General features: G+C 50.8%; 15 protein-coding genes. 2 read left to right on the top strand and 13 right to left on the bottom strand.

Annotated features, from left to right (window positions below):
- Positions 1-11 precede the first annotated feature (11 nt).
- From IWX85_RS02380 to IWX85_RS02330, 11 genes are all read right to left on the bottom strand, one after another.
- Positions 12-1,112: a glycosyltransferase gene (locus IWX85_RS02380; protein WP_196868633.1), complete on the bottom strand. Its 1,101-nt coding sequence runs from the start codon at positions 1,110-1,112 to the stop codon at positions 12-14.
- Positions 1,112-2,353: a hypothetical protein gene (locus IWX85_RS02375; protein ID WP_196868632.1), complete on the bottom strand. Its 1,242-nt coding sequence runs from the start codon at positions 2,351-2,353 to the stop codon at positions 1,112-1,114. Before IWX85_RS02375 ends, IWX85_RS02380 begins: the two co-directional genes overlap by 1 nt.
- On the bottom strand, positions 2,353-3,255 hold the full coding sequence (locus IWX85_RS02370; RefSeq protein ID WP_196868631.1) for a glycosyltransferase: 903 nt from the start codon (positions 3,253-3,255) through the stop codon (positions 2,353-2,355). The genes IWX85_RS02375 and IWX85_RS02370 overlap by 1 nt, the downstream gene beginning before the upstream one ends.
- Positions 3,256-3,454: 199 nt before the next feature.
- Complete coding sequence (locus IWX85_RS02365) at positions 3,455-4,726, bottom strand: O-antigen translocase (protein WP_196868630.1); 1,272 nt, start codon at positions 4,724-4,726, stop codon at positions 3,455-3,457.
- A complete protein-coding gene (locus tag IWX85_RS02360) occupies positions 4,723-5,835 on the bottom strand; it encodes a DegT/DnrJ/EryC1/StrS aminotransferase family protein (RefSeq protein ID WP_196868629.1) in 1,113 nt (370 codons plus the stop codon). The genes IWX85_RS02365 and IWX85_RS02360 overlap by 4 nt, the downstream gene beginning before the upstream one ends.
- The gene (locus IWX85_RS02355) at positions 5,832-6,770 is read right to left on the bottom strand and encodes a WxcM-like domain-containing protein (RefSeq protein ID WP_196868628.1); all 939 of its coding nucleotides are present in this window, start codon (positions 6,768-6,770) and stop codon (positions 5,832-5,834) included. The genes IWX85_RS02360 and IWX85_RS02355 overlap by 4 nt, the downstream gene beginning before the upstream one ends.
- Positions 6,771-6,932: 162 nt before the next feature.
- Entirely contained in the window at positions 6,933-7,475 is a 543-nt protein-coding gene (rfbC, locus tag IWX85_RS02350) for a dTDP-4-dehydrorhamnose 3,5-epimerase (protein WP_196868627.1), read from the bottom strand.
- Between the two features lie 2 nt (positions 7,476-7,477).
- Positions 7,478-8,359, bottom strand: a complete 882-nt coding sequence (gene rfbA / locus IWX85_RS02345; protein ID WP_196868626.1) for a glucose-1-phosphate thymidylyltransferase RfbA — start codon at positions 8,357-8,359, stop codon at positions 7,478-7,480.
- 24 nt (positions 8,360-8,383) lie between these two features.
- Positions 8,384-9,274, bottom strand: a complete 891-nt coding sequence (gene rfbD, locus IWX85_RS02340) for a dTDP-4-dehydrorhamnose reductase (RefSeq protein WP_196868625.1) — start codon at positions 9,272-9,274, stop codon at positions 8,384-8,386.
- Positions 9,271-10,335, bottom strand: coding sequence for a dTDP-glucose 4,6-dehydratase (gene rfbB / locus IWX85_RS02335; RefSeq protein ID WP_196868624.1), 1,065 nt, complete (start codon positions 10,333-10,335; stop codon positions 9,271-9,273). Before rfbB ends, rfbD begins: the two co-directional genes overlap by 4 nt.
- 100 nt (positions 10,336-10,435) lie before the next feature.
- Positions 10,436-11,296 (bottom strand): Wzz/FepE/Etk N-terminal domain-containing protein, encoded by an 861-nt coding sequence (locus IWX85_RS02330; protein ID WP_196868623.1) that lies wholly within the window; start codon positions 11,294-11,296, stop codon positions 10,436-10,438.
- A 482-nt stretch (positions 11,297-11,778) separates the two neighbouring features.
- On the opposite strand from IWX85_RS02330, the gene IWX85_RS02325 reads away from it, so the two are divergent.
- The gene (locus tag IWX85_RS02325) at positions 11,779-12,120 is read left to right on the top strand and encodes an H-NS histone family protein (protein ID WP_051984251.1); all 342 of its coding nucleotides are present in this window, start codon (positions 11,779-11,781) and stop codon (positions 12,118-12,120) included.
- Between the two features lie 37 nt (positions 12,121-12,157).
- Here the strand turns inward: IWX85_RS02325 and IWX85_RS20290 are convergent, their stop codons facing one another.
- Both IWX85_RS20290 and IWX85_RS20285 read right to left on the bottom strand, forming a co-directional pair.
- On the bottom strand, positions 12,158-12,400 hold the full coding sequence (locus IWX85_RS20290) for a hypothetical protein (protein WP_231379476.1): 243 nt from the start codon (positions 12,398-12,400) through the stop codon (positions 12,158-12,160).
- A gap of 195 nt (positions 12,401-12,595) precedes the next feature.
- Positions 12,596-13,240 (bottom strand): SDR family oxidoreductase, encoded by a 645-nt coding sequence (locus IWX85_RS20285; protein ID WP_231379475.1) that lies wholly within the window; start codon positions 13,238-13,240, stop codon positions 12,596-12,598.
- Positions 13,241-13,361: 121 nt separating this feature from the next.
- Between IWX85_RS20285 and IWX85_RS02315 the strand changes: the two genes are divergently transcribed.
- Complete coding sequence (locus IWX85_RS02315; protein WP_196868622.1) at positions 13,362-13,967, top strand: phasin family protein; 606 nt, start codon at positions 13,362-13,364, stop codon at positions 13,965-13,967.
- Positions 13,968-14,097: the final 130 nt, after the last annotated feature.

Raw genomic sequence — 14,097 nt, 5'->3', positions numbered from 1 at the left:
TCAACAACCATCTATGTACGCAACAAATCCGACCATTCTCGACTGATGACATCCGCACCGAATCTTTCCAGATCGACAAAGTCATTCCTCTTCATTTCATCAAAATTGTCATAAAATAATTTCATTACTTCCAACAATCCCCTTTCCGACTCCTGCAAACAGGGCGCATACGCTTCAATATTTGATGGCAATTTAACCAAAAAACCACCATCGCAAACTTCATATCGATCAGTTTTATGCCTTGGATTCGAGGTTGGTTTTAATATTTCTCGAGGTCCACAACTACAGTCAGAAAATAGAACCGGGATTTTTCTAGCCAACGCCTCCAGAATAACGAGACCAAAACCTTCCATATTTGAAAAACCGACAAGGGCATCAAATTTACTGTAAATCTCTTCTGGATTCTCCAGATACCCTTCAAAAGTAACCGCCTGGGAGCAGGGGTAGCCGAGCGCATAATCTTTTAACCGTGCAAGCTCCGGGCCATCTCCAAATATCAGTAGCCGCGTTTCTTTTTGATCCAGCCAAAATGAATTGAATACACGGATTAGTAAATCTATATTTTTCCCGGAGTGCAATCTAGAGACACTTCCAAAACAAAAATGGTAGCCACTCTTACCTCGACAAGATGGTATTCTCGGCTCAACTGGAGGCACCATAATATTATAGATAGTCCTGGTATTCGTAAACCCAAACTTCTCTACAGCTTTTAACTCAGATTCTTTTGAGTCAAAAACGATCTGATCATTTTTAATGACTAAAAAAATTAATCTCAATAAAGCTTTTTTAAAAACGGAAACACCGCAGTAGTATCCATATAAATCCGTGTATATAGCATTTATAAAAGTACCTTTTGGCTGAAAAAAGCTACACAACACCCCAACAAAAATAGCCTCAAAATGCATCAATATAATTCTATCAAATCGAGCGACTCGTAGATAGTTAATAGCTCTCTTCAGAGAAAGCACTCTCTTCGACAAAATTCCCGACCGTTCGTAAATAGGGTAGCGCTCTACAACATTTCCATCATTAAGTAAACATTTCTGCAACGCCTCAGATGTCTTTGCAACTCCACCATAAGTAGCAAAATCAGTGATGACTAGTATCTTCATTAGGCCACCAATTTTTTATTTTTTCGACTAACCCAACAAAGCATGAGCACCAAAAAATCAAATGCAAAAAAATCAAAGATGATAGCTCCTTTAAACATAATCGCAAAAAGGTAGATCATTAAGAAAATGTATAGCACTCTAAAGAAAACAGATGAGTTTCCAGCAAAGAAAAATAGACCTATCAAAATAAAGTGAAGGACCACCAACAACAACGTTCCGATACCACCCGCTAAAATCAGCCGTATAAAGCCAACATCAGCCGACCTAAAGTAATCATAACCAAGGTCGCCAAACCAACGAGAGAATCCGAGAACGCCAGCATCCCAGAAAGGCGTTTCCAACATTTGGATACTCTCAGCCAAAGATTCTGAACTAGCTCCGCTAACAAATAAATCAAATAACCACTTAGAAAAAAATTCCGCCCCATCAGTATCCATTAATGCAATTAATGACATAAATAAAATTACAACGAGGGCAAATGCTCCAGCAAAAATAGACAAAAATCGCCAACGAAAGAAAATTAAACAAAAAATGCCCCATAGTAAAATACCAAGAAACGATGATCTAGCAGAAAGAAGCGCAGAAATAATCAACAGAACTGATACAGCCAAGAATATTAAATCAAGTTTTCGTTCAGTAATAAAATAATAAACCGCCAGAAAGAATAAGCCAATGCATTGTGTAAATCCAGTGGAATATGAAGCAAACCCACTTGCCCCTATCATCCTAAAGCGATACATACTCTCCAAAGCACTCTCGCCACCTCCAAAAATCTGAAAACTAACATCTGACAGAATACTTTGATAGGCAAGCTGAAACTGAGGAGATACGAACATCAAAATCATCAGAATTGCATTCAAGACTAATACAAAAATAACAGCAACAAGCAAAACTTGGCTATTCATTCTAGAAAATGCTTCAAAAAATCCGAATGAACTCAAACCAACCGTTGCCATAATAAATAGCGCGCCCACAAGAAAGTAATCAGCATCCGGTGAGTTGATCACGAATGAAATAATCGCAACGATAACTGCCAAATAAATAGGCATCACAACAAACAATAAATCTCCATTATTATTTTTATAGTTAATCTGATTCAATGACCCCAGAAAAATGATAAAGAAAATAGCAGGATAAAAAGTACCAAAACTCAAAAGTTCAAATTTAATATTAAAAAAATAGCCCCCCAAAAGCAGCGTCAGAAAGCAAAAACTCAAAATACCTCTTAACTTTATAGCCATTAAAGTACAAACCTGGACAGGACACTAGGCATTAGAATTTTAATTAGTACTGGTAACGCACGCGGCGAGTATCTTAAAGTATTCAGGTAAGCAAAAAAATAACGAAGCGATTTTCTTTTATCTTGAAAAGCGAATGCCGCACTCATCGCTAATTCGTACTCAGCAACAGCCTGTTTATAATTTTCATCATCAGCAAATTGAGCTAGTATTTTCATGCCCTGTTCATGCATCATCTCGGCATCGCCAGACATATTACTTTGATGCTGTCGATATAAAGCAACAGAAAACCCCAATGAATCTAGTCGGGCTTCATTATGTTTTGAAAGCTTTAGCCAAATATTCCAATCTTCAATTTTTATTGAAGGATCATACCCAATTGCCTGTAGTTCTGACCGTCGAACAAGTGCGGTAGGTGCAGGCAAAAAATGCCTACTCAAAAATATATCTCTAAAATCAAATGAGCCAGCTTTTTCCACTTTACGTATAAAACCGCCATCAGCATCAACCAAAGTAATACCGCTAAAAACTGCAACTACTTTCGGATTTTCTTCTAAATACTCAACTTGTTTTTCAGTTTTAAAGGGCAACCATTGATCATCAGATGCAATCGCTGCAAAGTACTCACCTTGGCACCAATCGAGTGCTTGATTAAGCGTATTACAAAGCCCCCTATTTTCTCTAGAAAAAAATTCAAATCGCACGAAACGTTCTTCGCAAGCACCTCGCAATCCTTCTATCACCGCGACCGAAGCATCCTTTGAACCATCGTCAATAATTATTAACTCAATATTCTTATACCTCTGATCGATTATACTCTGAATACACTCTTTGACATAACCTTCGTGGTTATAGCAAGGAACAACTACAGAAACTAGAGGATTTTTCTTTTTTATTTCACTCATATCAATTTATAATTAAAACTGTAGTTTGCAAAAGTAAATTTTTCCAGCCCAAAGGACGGGTAATTGGGCTAATCAGACTCGTACGCTTAGCGGATCATCTTCAGTACACAGGGCCCTTCGGACACTGTCAGGCAGATTGCCGCAAGCAGAAGAGAATTCACCCATTATGATTGGAATAATCATTTATGTGACTCCAAAATCAATCTCTTAGAGTAGGTTGATAAAGGCTATCAATATTCCGCCAAATGAGAATGGCCACTACAACCCAATAGACTGCATAATTCACTGCATGGGCAACAACTACGCCCGTGAGACCGAACAAGTTAGTCAATCCTAAAGCCAATGCGAAAAAACTAGTTGCGAAGACGATTTCTAAAACCATGAACAGCTTGAACATTGCCTTGCCAAGCATGATATATGCAAGTATCCAACTACCAATCTTTAAGGTATCGCCAAGCATTTGCCAAGCAAAAAGGTCCCGCATTGCTGAAAAATCAGCCGAGAAAAGTAACTTGATTATGACATCGCGAAGAAAATAGATAATCAATCCACTCACCGCTGCAGCGGGCAGAATTATCTTATAACCGTGTATAACTTCATTTTTTATCTCAATTGCTGACTTCAACTCCGACAACTTAGGCAAGTAGTACACGCTGAGAGTAGTTGTAATCAACATGAGATAGGCCGCACTCAGACGCCACATAGCTTCCCAGTATCCTGCTGCCTCCCACCCTAAAGTTTCGCCTAAGTGATTGCGAATTAATATATGGCTGGCGGGTACGCAAATAGCCGAAGTCAGTGCCATTGCCGTGTATTTTCCAAGATTTAAAGCAATCTGCTTATCTATACCTCCAAACAGATATCCGACCTTAAACCACGGCGCCTTGTAACATAGCACTATGGTAATGAAGAAAGTGATCGATTGATATAATGCTAGCGCTACCAAGGCACCATACAATCCTAACTTTATTGCCATGATGGTGGTAATCAATAAGGCGAAAATACTACCTGCTATATTAGCGATTACATAGCGTGTAATTTCCTTTTTACCGTTAAGAATTGCTAGCAATAGTGCATTGAAAGTAAAAAGTACCAATGTTGCTGCGAACCAGAGGAATACACCGCCATAGTGAGCGTCCTTGAGGAACCATGTGGCCAATTGCTGGTTAAACACGGCAATAACCGCACCGGTGATCAGCGAACCTGTCAGCGCGATGGTTCCGGCGGTTCGCCAAACTCTGTGTTGTTTAGCTTCGTCATCGTAGTATTCCGCGGTGTACTTGGTAACTCCGGTATTGATGGCTCCACTGGCGAAAGTGGTGATCATCTGCACAGCATTCTGGAACTGCCCAAGCGCCGCATATCCTGCCGGGCCAACATAAATGGCAAGAATCTTGTTGATTCCCAATAGAGTCAGCATTTTGATGGCAACCGCAATGCCATTGAGCAGACTGGTCCGGACTAGGCTCATGGACGACAGATTGCCTTAGCAGCAGACTGCACAATCCTAACGACACCACTCAACTCTGACTCGCCCATCGCCGGCCCCATCGGCAAGCTAAGTACTTGGTCGGCCATGCGCTCGGCTAACGGAAATGCCCCTTCCCGGCAGCCAAATGAGGCATAGGCCTGTTGCAGGTGCGGTGGAATGGGATAGTGAATCAGCGAACCCACGCCTGCATCAGTCAACGCCTGCTGAAGCGCATCGCGCTGCGGATGTTGCACCACATACAGGTGCCACACCGGTTCAGCCCAATCAGGTACGTACGGCAGTGTCAGTCCACAGTTCGCCAGCCTCTGCTGATACCTCTTGGAGATTGACCTGCGCCGCGCATTCCATTCATCCAATTTCGCCAACTTGACACGCAGGATGGCGGCCTGCAGAGGATCGAGTCGACTGTTGTAGCCTTGTACCTCGTTGACATACTTCACGCGCGAGCCGTAGTTGCGCAGCACGCGCATGCGGTCGGCAATTTGCGGGTCATTGGTGGTCACCGCGCCGCCGTCGCCCATAGCACCCAAGTTCTTGCCAGGATAAAAGCTCCAGGCGACAGCGTCACCATGCGCGCCCACACGCTGGCCCTTATAGCGCGCACCATGCGCCTGCGCCCCGTCTTCAAGCACGCGCAGGCCGTGCTTACGCGCAATGGCCAAAATTGGGTCCATATCGGCCGGTTGGCCATAAAGATGCACGGGCAGAAGGACTTTGGTACGCGGGGTAATGGCCGCTTCAATCAGTGCCGGGTCGATATTGAAGGTGCGTGCATCGGGCTCGACCGGTACCAGCGTGGCGCCGCATTGGCTGACGGCCAGCCAAGTGGCGATGTAGGTGTTGCTGGGCACAATAACTTCGTCGCCCGGCCCCACATCCATGGCGCGCAAGGCCAAATGCAACGCGTCCAGGCCGTTGGCTACGCCCACGGCGTGGGCAGCGCCGCAGTAAGCAGCGTACTCGGCCTCGAACTGATCCACCTCGGGACCACCAATAAACCAGCCGGAACTGACAACACGGGCAATGGCTTCGTCCAACTCCTGCTTAAGTTCAAGGTAAGGAGCTTTCAAATCGAGAAACGAAATCATACGGTAATCCCTGCAAGCTGGCGAAATTCGGAATAATCGCGGATGTAATCCGCGCTGTCGTAGTAGTGAGATGCAAACACCAGCAGCACGGCGTCTGATGAATACTTGTATTGGATGCCCCATACCAAAGGTGGCAGGTGGATACCAATATCAGGTCGGTCCAATAGAAACTCTTGGCGATTAGTTCCATCATCGGCCACAACGGCGCAACTGCCTCGAACACAAATCAGAAATTGGTGACATTCACGATGCGCATGTTCGCCACGCGTTTCCATACTTGGCACGTCAAATACTATAAAGTAGCGTTTAGCAGAGAACGGAACGCTTCGGTCAAACTCACCAACGGTCAGGTTTCCACGGATGTCAGGTACGCGCGCCATGCGGTAAAGACTAACCCCCGCTACCCCAGTTGAGGTAGCGCCTGTTTCAGACTTTGAAAGCATACCGCCAAGAATTCCCCGTCGCGCAGCATCCACATAGCCCACAATCTTGGCTGGGTTGCCCGCCACGATCGCGTTAGGCGGTACAGATCGCGTAACCACTGCACCCGCTGCCACCATAGCTTTACTGCCAATAACTAAGCCCGGCAGAATTACGGCACCCGCGCCAATGGACGCGCCGTTTTCAATGGTGGTAATAAGGAATTTGCCTGGCCTTTGCTGGCTGCGCGGAAATTTGTCATTGGTGAACGAAGCATTGGGACCAATGAACACATCACTCCCGATGCGTAAGCCATCCCAAAGTTGCACGCCACTTTTAAGGGTAACGCGGTCACCGACCACTACATCGTTCTCGATCAGGCAATGCGAACAAATGTTGCAGTCTTGACCAATTTTGGAACCGGACAAAACGACGACGAATTGCCAAATCCGAGTGCCTGAACCGATGGTGGTGGACTGAACGTCTGCTAGTGGGTGGATAAAGGTTTTATTCATGAGGAATTTAAGTAATTATTTTAGTGTTACTGGAAAAAATTCACTATAGTTTTGACTAGCTACTTATCCCTGATTCGCATAAAATATATTGTATTTTCATCAATCTTTTATTTTATTTATCACGATATGACTGATGTAACCGAGGGTGCCCGCGCACTCCATTCAAAACGTTTCGGCATTGCTTAGTACAAGTCCTTGCCGATCTTTCATTGAGAGTTTGGGCTTCGTCATCAAAGGCCATTGAATATCAATGACGGGATCGTTCCACGCAATGCAGCGTTCGTGTTCAGGCACGTAATAGTCAGTGGTTTTATATAAAAACTCTGCCGAGTCGCTGGTCACCATAAAACCATGTGCAAAACCTGCAGGTATCCAGCGCTGCTTCTTATTGTATTCGGTTAATTCAATACCTACCCAATTGCCAAACGTGAGCGAACTTTTACGGATATCCACTGCCACATCAAACACTGAGCCGCGTACCACGCGCACCAGCTTGCCCTGCAACTGCTGAATTTGATAATGCAATCCGCGCACAACACCTTTGACACTGCAGCTGTGGTTGTCTTGCACGAAGTTCACATTCAAACCGGTAAGTTTATTAAAGATTTGCTGGTTAAAGCTTTCGTAGAAGAAACCTCTCGCATCACAAAACACTTGGGGTTCGATTGTGAGGACATCGGGAATTGCGGAGGGCGTTACCTTCATGGCTATACATCCTCGGCCAACAAGCGTTGCAAATATTGACCATACCCATTCTTACCCATTGGTTGAGCCAACTCTTCAAGCTGTTCGGACGTGATAAGACCATTGCGCCAAGAGATTTCTTCAGGACAGGCGATTTTCAGGCCCTGCCTGCGCTCCAGCGTGGCGATGAACTGACCGGCTTCGAGCAAGCTGTCATGGGTGCCTGTGTCAAGCCAAGCGTAACCGCGCAGCATTTTCCGCACATTAAGCTGACCCCTATCAAGATAGGCTTGGTTAACGGCAGTAATTTCAAACTCGCCGCGTGGACTTGGTTTGACGGCCTTGGCAATGTCAATGACCTGATTGTCATAAAAGTAGAGGCCAGTAACCGCATAGTTGCTTTTAGGTTGGACGGGCTTTTCTTCAATGCTGCTGACTCTGCCGGCTTTGTCAAAAGCCACGACACCGTAGCGCTCTGGGTCAAGCACATGGTAGGCAAATACCGTGGCGCCGCTATCTTGGCTATCAGCGCTTGTGAGCAAGTGCACCAAGTTATGGCCGTAAAACAGGTTGTCGCCCAGCACCAGGGCGCTGGGTTGGTTGCCGATGAACTGCTCCCCGATGAGGAAAGCCTGCGCAAGGCCGTCAGGGCTGGGCTGCACGGCATACTGCAGATTCATACCCCACTGGCTGCCGTCGCCCAGCAGCTGCGCAAAGCGCGGCGTGTCCTGCGGGGTACTGATAATCAGCACGTCGCGGATGCCGGCCAGCATCAGGGTGCTGAGCGGGTAATAGATCATCGGCTTGTCATACACCGGGAGCAGTTGCTTGCTGATGGCCAGCGTGGCCGGGTGCAACCGGGTGCCGGAGCCGCCGGCGAGGATGATGCCTTTGCGTTGGGTCATGGGATGTAGTTTTCTTGTGGTGTCTTAAAGGATTTCGGCCAGCATGCGGTCCACACCCTGCTGCCAGGCGGGCAGTGTCAGGCCGAAAACTGTTTGCAGCCGGTTGCAGTCGAGGCGCGAGTTAAGCGGCCGCTGCGCTGGCGTCGGAAAAGCGCTGGTGGGCACAGCGGCAACTTCGTTTGCTACTATTTTCATAGCTGTTTGTGTATGCTGTGCCTGCTCAATCGCATGTTTCGCATAGCGATTCCAGGTTGTTTCACCTTGGGCCGCCAAATGGTAGAGCCCGGCGTCTTGCGGGCGGTTCAGCACCTGGCGGATGGTGTGGGCCGTGACGTCGGCAATCAGCTCGGCACCGGTAGGCGCGCCGAACTGGTCGTCGATCACGGTCAAGCGCTCGCGCTCCTGCGCCAGCCGCAGCATGGTCTTGGCAAAGTTGCCCCCGCGTGCCGCATACACCCAGCTGGTGCGAAACATCAGGTGGCGCCGGCAGTGTTCGGCCACCCGTTGCTCGCCTTCGCGCTTGGTCCGGCCATACACGCCCAGCGGCGCAGGCATGTCGGTTTCTACCCAGGGCCGGCTGCCGCTGCCATCGAACACGTAGTCGGTCGAGTAATGCACCAGCCAGGCGCCCAGCTTGCCGGCCTCCTGCGCCAGCACGCCGGGCGCCAGCGCGTTGAGGGTGCGGGCCAGTTCGGGCTCGCTTTCGGCCCTGTCCACGGCAGTGTGGGCGGCGGCATTGACGATGACATCGGGGCGCAGAGCGCGTACCGTGTCGGCGAGTCCGGGCAGGTTGCCCAGGTCGCCGCACAGGTCCTGGCTGTGCCGGTCCAGCGCAATGAGGTCACCCAGCGGCGCCAGGCTGCGCTGGAGTTCCCAGCCGAGCTGGCCGTTCTTGCCGAAAAGCAGGATTTTCATGCGCTGGCGTACTGGGTCTGCACCCAGTCGCGGTAGGCGCCGCTTTGCACATGGGCCACCCACTCGGGATGGTCCAGGTACCACTGCACCGTCTTGCGAATGCCGGACTCGAAGGTTTCAAGCGGCCGCCAGGCCAGTTCGCGCTCGATCTTGCTGGCATCGATGGCGTAGCGCCGGTCATGGCCAGGGCGGTCCTTGACGGTCGTGATCTGGGTGTTGTAGCTTGTGCCGTCAGCTTTGGGGCGCAACTCGTCAAGCAGCGCGCAGACGGTGTTGACAATCTCGATGTTCGGTTTTTCGTTCCAGCCGCCGACGTTGTACACCTCCCCCGGCCGCCCGGATTCGAGCACGCGGCGAATGGCGCTGCAATGGTCCTTCACATACAGCCAGTCACGCACCTGCATGCCGTCGCCGTACACCGGCAGGGGCTTGCCGGCCAGGGCGTTGACGATCATCAGCGGAATGAGCTTTTCCGGAAAGTGATAAGGGCCGTAGTTGTTCGAGCAGTTGGTGGTCAGCACCGGCAGGCCGTAGGTGTGATGACAGGCACGCACCAGATGGTCGCTGGCGGCCTTGCTGGCCGAGTACGGGCTGTTGGGTTCGTAGCGATGGGTTTCGGCAAAGGCCGGGTCGGCGGCGCCGAGTGAGCCATAGACCTCGTCGGTGGAGACGTGCAGGAATCGGAAAGCCGTCCTGGCCCCCGCTTCAAGCTCATTCCAGTAAGCCCGCACGGCTTCGAGCAGGCGAAAGGTGCCCACGATGTTGGTCTGGATGAAGTCTTCGGGACTCAGAATCGAACGGTCAACATGGCTTTCGGCGGCAAAGTTCAGCACTGCGCGGGGGCGGTGTTCGGCCAGCAGGCGGCTAACCAGCGCGCTGTCGCCAATGTCGCCCTGCACGAAGATGTGCCGCGCATCGCCCTGAAGGCTCGCCAGCGTTTCAAGATTGCCGGCGTAAGTCAGCTTGTCCAGGTTGATCACCGGCTCGTCGTTGCAGGCCAGCCAGTCAAGAACAAAGTTTGCGCCAATAAATCCGGCTCCGCCGGTGATGAGAATGGTCATGAAATCATTAAATATCTATTGCCCCATTTAAACCGGGGCAATTCAGGAATGGATGAGCATTAATCCTGCAATCGGTTTATTGCTCGGTACTGAAGGGTTATTACAGTCGAAGGGATTTGCGAATGCGCAATACCTTCGCAGCAGTTTTCTCGCTTGGCGCAGTATTGAGGAAACCTTGCCGTATAAAAATAAACAACAACAAGGCCACCCCTGCCGCGACCGCAGCACCTATGGCAATTAAACCTTTCTTTGGTTGATTGGGTTTTTGCGCCAAGGTAGGCGCCTGAACCAGTTGCGCATCGGTCAGGCCTTCCAGTTGCGCTTCCAGAGTGCTGACCTGGCCTTGTGCTGCGCCTGTGGCACTTAATAACTCGGCATAACCCCGTGCCATCTCCACTCCGCCGGCACTGCCGGGACTATTCCCACTGACATAGGATTCGAGGCGTTTGAGCACGCCAACCGACGCACCGCGGGCATTTTCAAGCCGTGTTCGCGCTTCTTCAAGTTGCACGCCAAGTCGTGCCCGGGCGCTGCCCTTGGGACGGCTTTCCAGATAGGTTTGCTGGAGTAGCGCATTGGCAATTGCTTGCGCCTGCAAGGCAGAACCATCAGAAACGGTTAATGTGAGCAGTTTGTCAACCCGCCCTACATTCGTTTTAATGTGATCACGCAATTTGGTACGCGCCTCTTCGACGGTTTCGTCTTTTGCCAGACCGAGTGAGGCAATGACCGGGTCCAGTACAGCGGTGGTGCCCATCAGGCCCGCAGTGCCTTGGTCAGCCTGCAGCACCGCCACGCTTTGAAAGGTTTGTGGAAGCAAAAAACCGACGATCAGGGCGCAGATGCCAACAACCAGCGGGCCAATGATCAGCAACTTGATGTTTTCAGCCAAAGTGACCAGCAGGTCCAATAGACCCACTTCATGTTCATCACTGATCGCCTGCTTCAGAGCATCTTCCATTTTTGCCTATGTTTGAAATTGGGAACGTCATTCTAGTTGGAACAACTTTTCGCCGGCCTTGAAGCCCTGAATCCTGCAATATTTAAGCAACAAAACATGGACTCGCTTACATTTCATTGCTTGCTTTTCAGGACAAATAATCTGTTTACGTTCTCATGGCGCGCTGTTGAATTCAAAAATCTTGTCAACGCAGGCGTGTCAAGTTCCATAAGCCCATACCCGGCTTACAGCAAACTCATCCATCAAAACTTTACAAAGAACAATATTGCATACGAATATTGTTATGAAATTCCAAATAATTCAGGGTATACAGCCTAAGCACATCTTGACCTGGAGATACACCCCGCAAACAAGAGAAATGAAGACTTTTTGAAACCGGTCAGAAATGCCAGTCTCGATAAAACTTTAAACATTCGGGCTTGGCATTAATATTTATCCAAATAATCGATTAACATCAAGCACTTTAAAAGGAAGACATTTTCATGCAGAAATCAAACGAGCTACAACAACAAATCAATGAGTTCGAAGCCAAGCTGAACGACTTGCGAAAGCAACAGGAACTGGAGCGCAAAGGCGAACGTACGCAAGCCATCGCCGCAGCCAAAGAGTTAATCAAGAATTATGACCTGACAGCCTCTGACCTGGGGCTTGCCGGCAGGGGACCAAACAAACGGATCGCGGGAGACAGGCGGAACGTGGTCGCCCCGAAATACCAGGATCCCGAAAGCGGAAAAACATGGACCGGTCGAGGCAAGTCGCCGGCTTGGTTAAGCGCTCAACTGTCAGCCGGCCGGGACAAACAGGATTTTTTGATCCAAAGTTAATAAGTCCGGTTCTCCGAAATACTGATTTCGACAGTATTCAAAAATGAATCCCGCGCATCATCTGCTGCATCGCCAGCGCTTCGGGTGACGGCCTGACTTTTTCATCTTTGCTTCCCTTCTCGCCTTTCTCGCCCTTGGCGGCCGATGAATCGGCAAACCGGCGAAAAATGGTGTTCATCGCGATCTGGGCAATGCACGGCATCAGCGCATGCAGCACCTGCCCGGCAATGCCCAGGCGGGTGGCGATGCGCACCGGCTTGAAGATGCAGGCCTGCGCCACCGCTCGGCCGCTTCCTCGGGGGCCACTACGGGCACGTTGTTGTAAATGTTGGTCGGCGAACTCGTTCGATGCGCAGCGCATCCAGGCGTCCGCGACGGCAGCAGCTTGCGGATGCGCTGGATCAGCTTGAAGAAACAACCCGGCCCGTCGACCTTGTCCATTTCGCTGGCCACGCTGCGGACGACCCTAGCTGCGCTAACTACCGTCCACGGCAGCTTGCATTCGCTGCGGACGATTTTTTCGCTCTCGTGCCGGGTCCTGAAATACGGGTGCGCGTGGTTTGCCGCGTCTTCGACGCAGGTCCTCGCGAAACACGCCTTCGTACAGTCCGGTCGCCGCAATCGAGCGGACGTGGTGGAAATGCCCGGCATCATTCGCCCTGGCAAACTCGACCGTGTTGCGGGTGCCGTCGATGTTGACGGCGACCTGGCTTTGCTCGTCGGCCTCCAGGTCATCAACTGCCGCGAGGTGGTGAAAATGGCTGAGCTGGCCTTTCAGCGTCCTGATTTCTTCGGCTTTCACGCCGAGCTTTTTGCCGGTCAGGTCGCCATGCACCGCCATCGCCCGGCCAGCGCCCGCGCCCCGGAAGTCGCGCCGTCCGGCCACCTTGCCCGCACTGTCAGGCCGGATCAGGAAATAGACCCTGGTGCCCTTGCGCTGCAGCAGTTTCTTGACCAGCCGCTTGCCGATGAAACCGGTGGCGCCCGTGACGAAATAGTTCGTGGGATTCTCCGCATTGACGTGGCCGACAAAAGTTTCATTCTGTTCAGCTTTGCAGCTTTGCAGCTTTGTTACGTGCGCACAAACCGGCGAACCCTGCCCAATCCAGCGCAATTCCATGCCCTGCCTAACGCTCTAGAAGCCTGACCCTAAACACCGGCACGCCGCAGGCTTACATTCTTCAGGGCGTGCGGCAATGGGCCGCAATCCCTTTTTCCATCCAACCCTTCAGGAGCCCTCCATGGTCAAGAAACAGCAAAAAACGAGTGCCGATCAAAAAGCCGCCCCCCCACTTTCCCAGTCTGTCAAGGACTCTGCCCAGCAGATCTGGCTGGCCGGCCTGGGGGCTTTTTCCAAGGCGCAGGAGGGAGGCAGCAAGGTGTTCGACACCCTGGTCAAGGAAGGCCTGGCGATCCAGCGCAAGACCCAGGCGACTGCCGAAGAAAAGATCAGCGAGGCCACCATCCGCATGAGCGACATGGCCAGCGACCTCCAGTCCAAGGCAGGCAACCGCTGGGACAAGCTGGAAAACATTTTCGAGGAGCGCGTGGCGAAAGCCCTGGGCAAACTCGGCGTGCCATTGGCGCGGGATGTGAGCGCACTGGCAGAACGCATTGATCTGCTCGACCAGCAGGTCCGCAAACTGAGTGGCGGCAGCACGGCTGCAGGCGCGCCCGCAAAACCAGCCGCCAAGCCACGCGCCCGGGCCGCCGCAAAAGACGCGGCCAAAGCCGCAGCGCCTGCCGCCAAAAAAACCGCGCGACCGGCCGCCAGACGCGCAGCCGCAAAACCGGCAGCCACGCCCGCCCAGGGCAGAGCAAACGCCGCGCCAGGCAAAGCCGAATAATCTGCAGCAGACACACGCCTGCGGTGGCTGGGACACGCCCTTGACGCTTGAGCCGGGACAACACCTGAAGACAGGTGCAGAACCCTCAAAAAGGGACGTGACGTCCCTTTTTTTGCCTGCACCACCCGAA

The sequence above is a fragment of the Polaromonas sp. CG_9.11 genome (genome assembly GCF_015752225.1).
Lineage (GTDB): Bacteria > Pseudomonadota > Gammaproteobacteria > Burkholderiales > Burkholderiaceae_C > Polaromonas.
The sequence above is the reverse complement of the archived record's forward strand: the minus strand, read 5'-3'. Positions and strand labels throughout refer to the sequence as shown.

Bases quoted from the DNA above. Each gene is read 5' to 3' on its own strand.
- IWX85_RS02380 (WP_196868633.1), bottom strand. From the start codon at position 1,112: ATGAAGATACTAGTCATCACTGATTTTGCTACTTATGGTGGAGTTGCA.
- IWX85_RS02375 (WP_196868632.1), bottom strand. From the start codon at position 2,353: ATGGCTATAAAGTTAAGAGGTATTTTGAGTTTTTGCTTTCTGACGCTG.
- IWX85_RS02370 (WP_196868631.1), bottom strand. From the start codon at position 3,255: ATGAGTGAAATAAAAAAGAAAAATCCTCTAGTTTCTGTAGTTGTTCCT.
- IWX85_RS02365 (WP_196868630.1), bottom strand. From the start codon at position 4,726: ATGAGCCTAGTCCGGACCAGTCTGCTCAATGGCATTGCGGTTGCCATC.
- IWX85_RS02360 (WP_196868629.1), bottom strand. From the start codon at position 5,835: ATGATTTCGTTTCTCGATTTGAAAGCTCCTTACCTTGAACTTAAGCAG.
- IWX85_RS02355 (WP_196868628.1), bottom strand. From the start codon at position 6,770: ATGAATAAAACCTTTATCCACCCACTAGCAGACGTTCAGTCCACCACC.
- rfbC (WP_196868627.1), bottom strand. From the start codon at position 7,475: ATGAAGGTAACGCCCTCCGCAATTCCCGATGTCCTCACAATCGAACCC.
- rfbA (WP_196868626.1), bottom strand. From the start codon at position 8,359: ATGACCCAACGCAAAGGCATCATCCTCGCCGGCGGCTCCGGCACCCGG.
- rfbD (WP_196868625.1), bottom strand. From the start codon at position 9,274: ATGAAAATCCTGCTTTTCGGCAAGAACGGCCAGCTCGGCTGGGAACTC.
- rfbB (WP_196868624.1), bottom strand. From the start codon at position 10,335: ATGACCATTCTCATCACCGGCGGAGCCGGATTTATTGGCGCAAACTTT.
- IWX85_RS02330 (WP_196868623.1), bottom strand. From the start codon at position 11,296: ATGGAAGATGCTCTGAAGCAGGCGATCAGTGATGAACATGAAGTGGGT.
- IWX85_RS02325 (WP_051984251.1), top strand. From the start codon at position 11,779: ATGCAGAAATCAAACGAGCTACAACAACAAATCAATGAGTTCGAAGCC.
- IWX85_RS20285 (WP_231379475.1), bottom strand. From the start codon at position 13,240: ATGGAATTGCGCTGGATTGGGCAGGGTTCGCCGGTTTGTGCGCACGTA.
- IWX85_RS02315 (WP_196868622.1), top strand. From the start codon at position 13,362: ATGGTCAAGAAACAGCAAAAAACGAGTGCCGATCAAAAAGCCGCCCCC.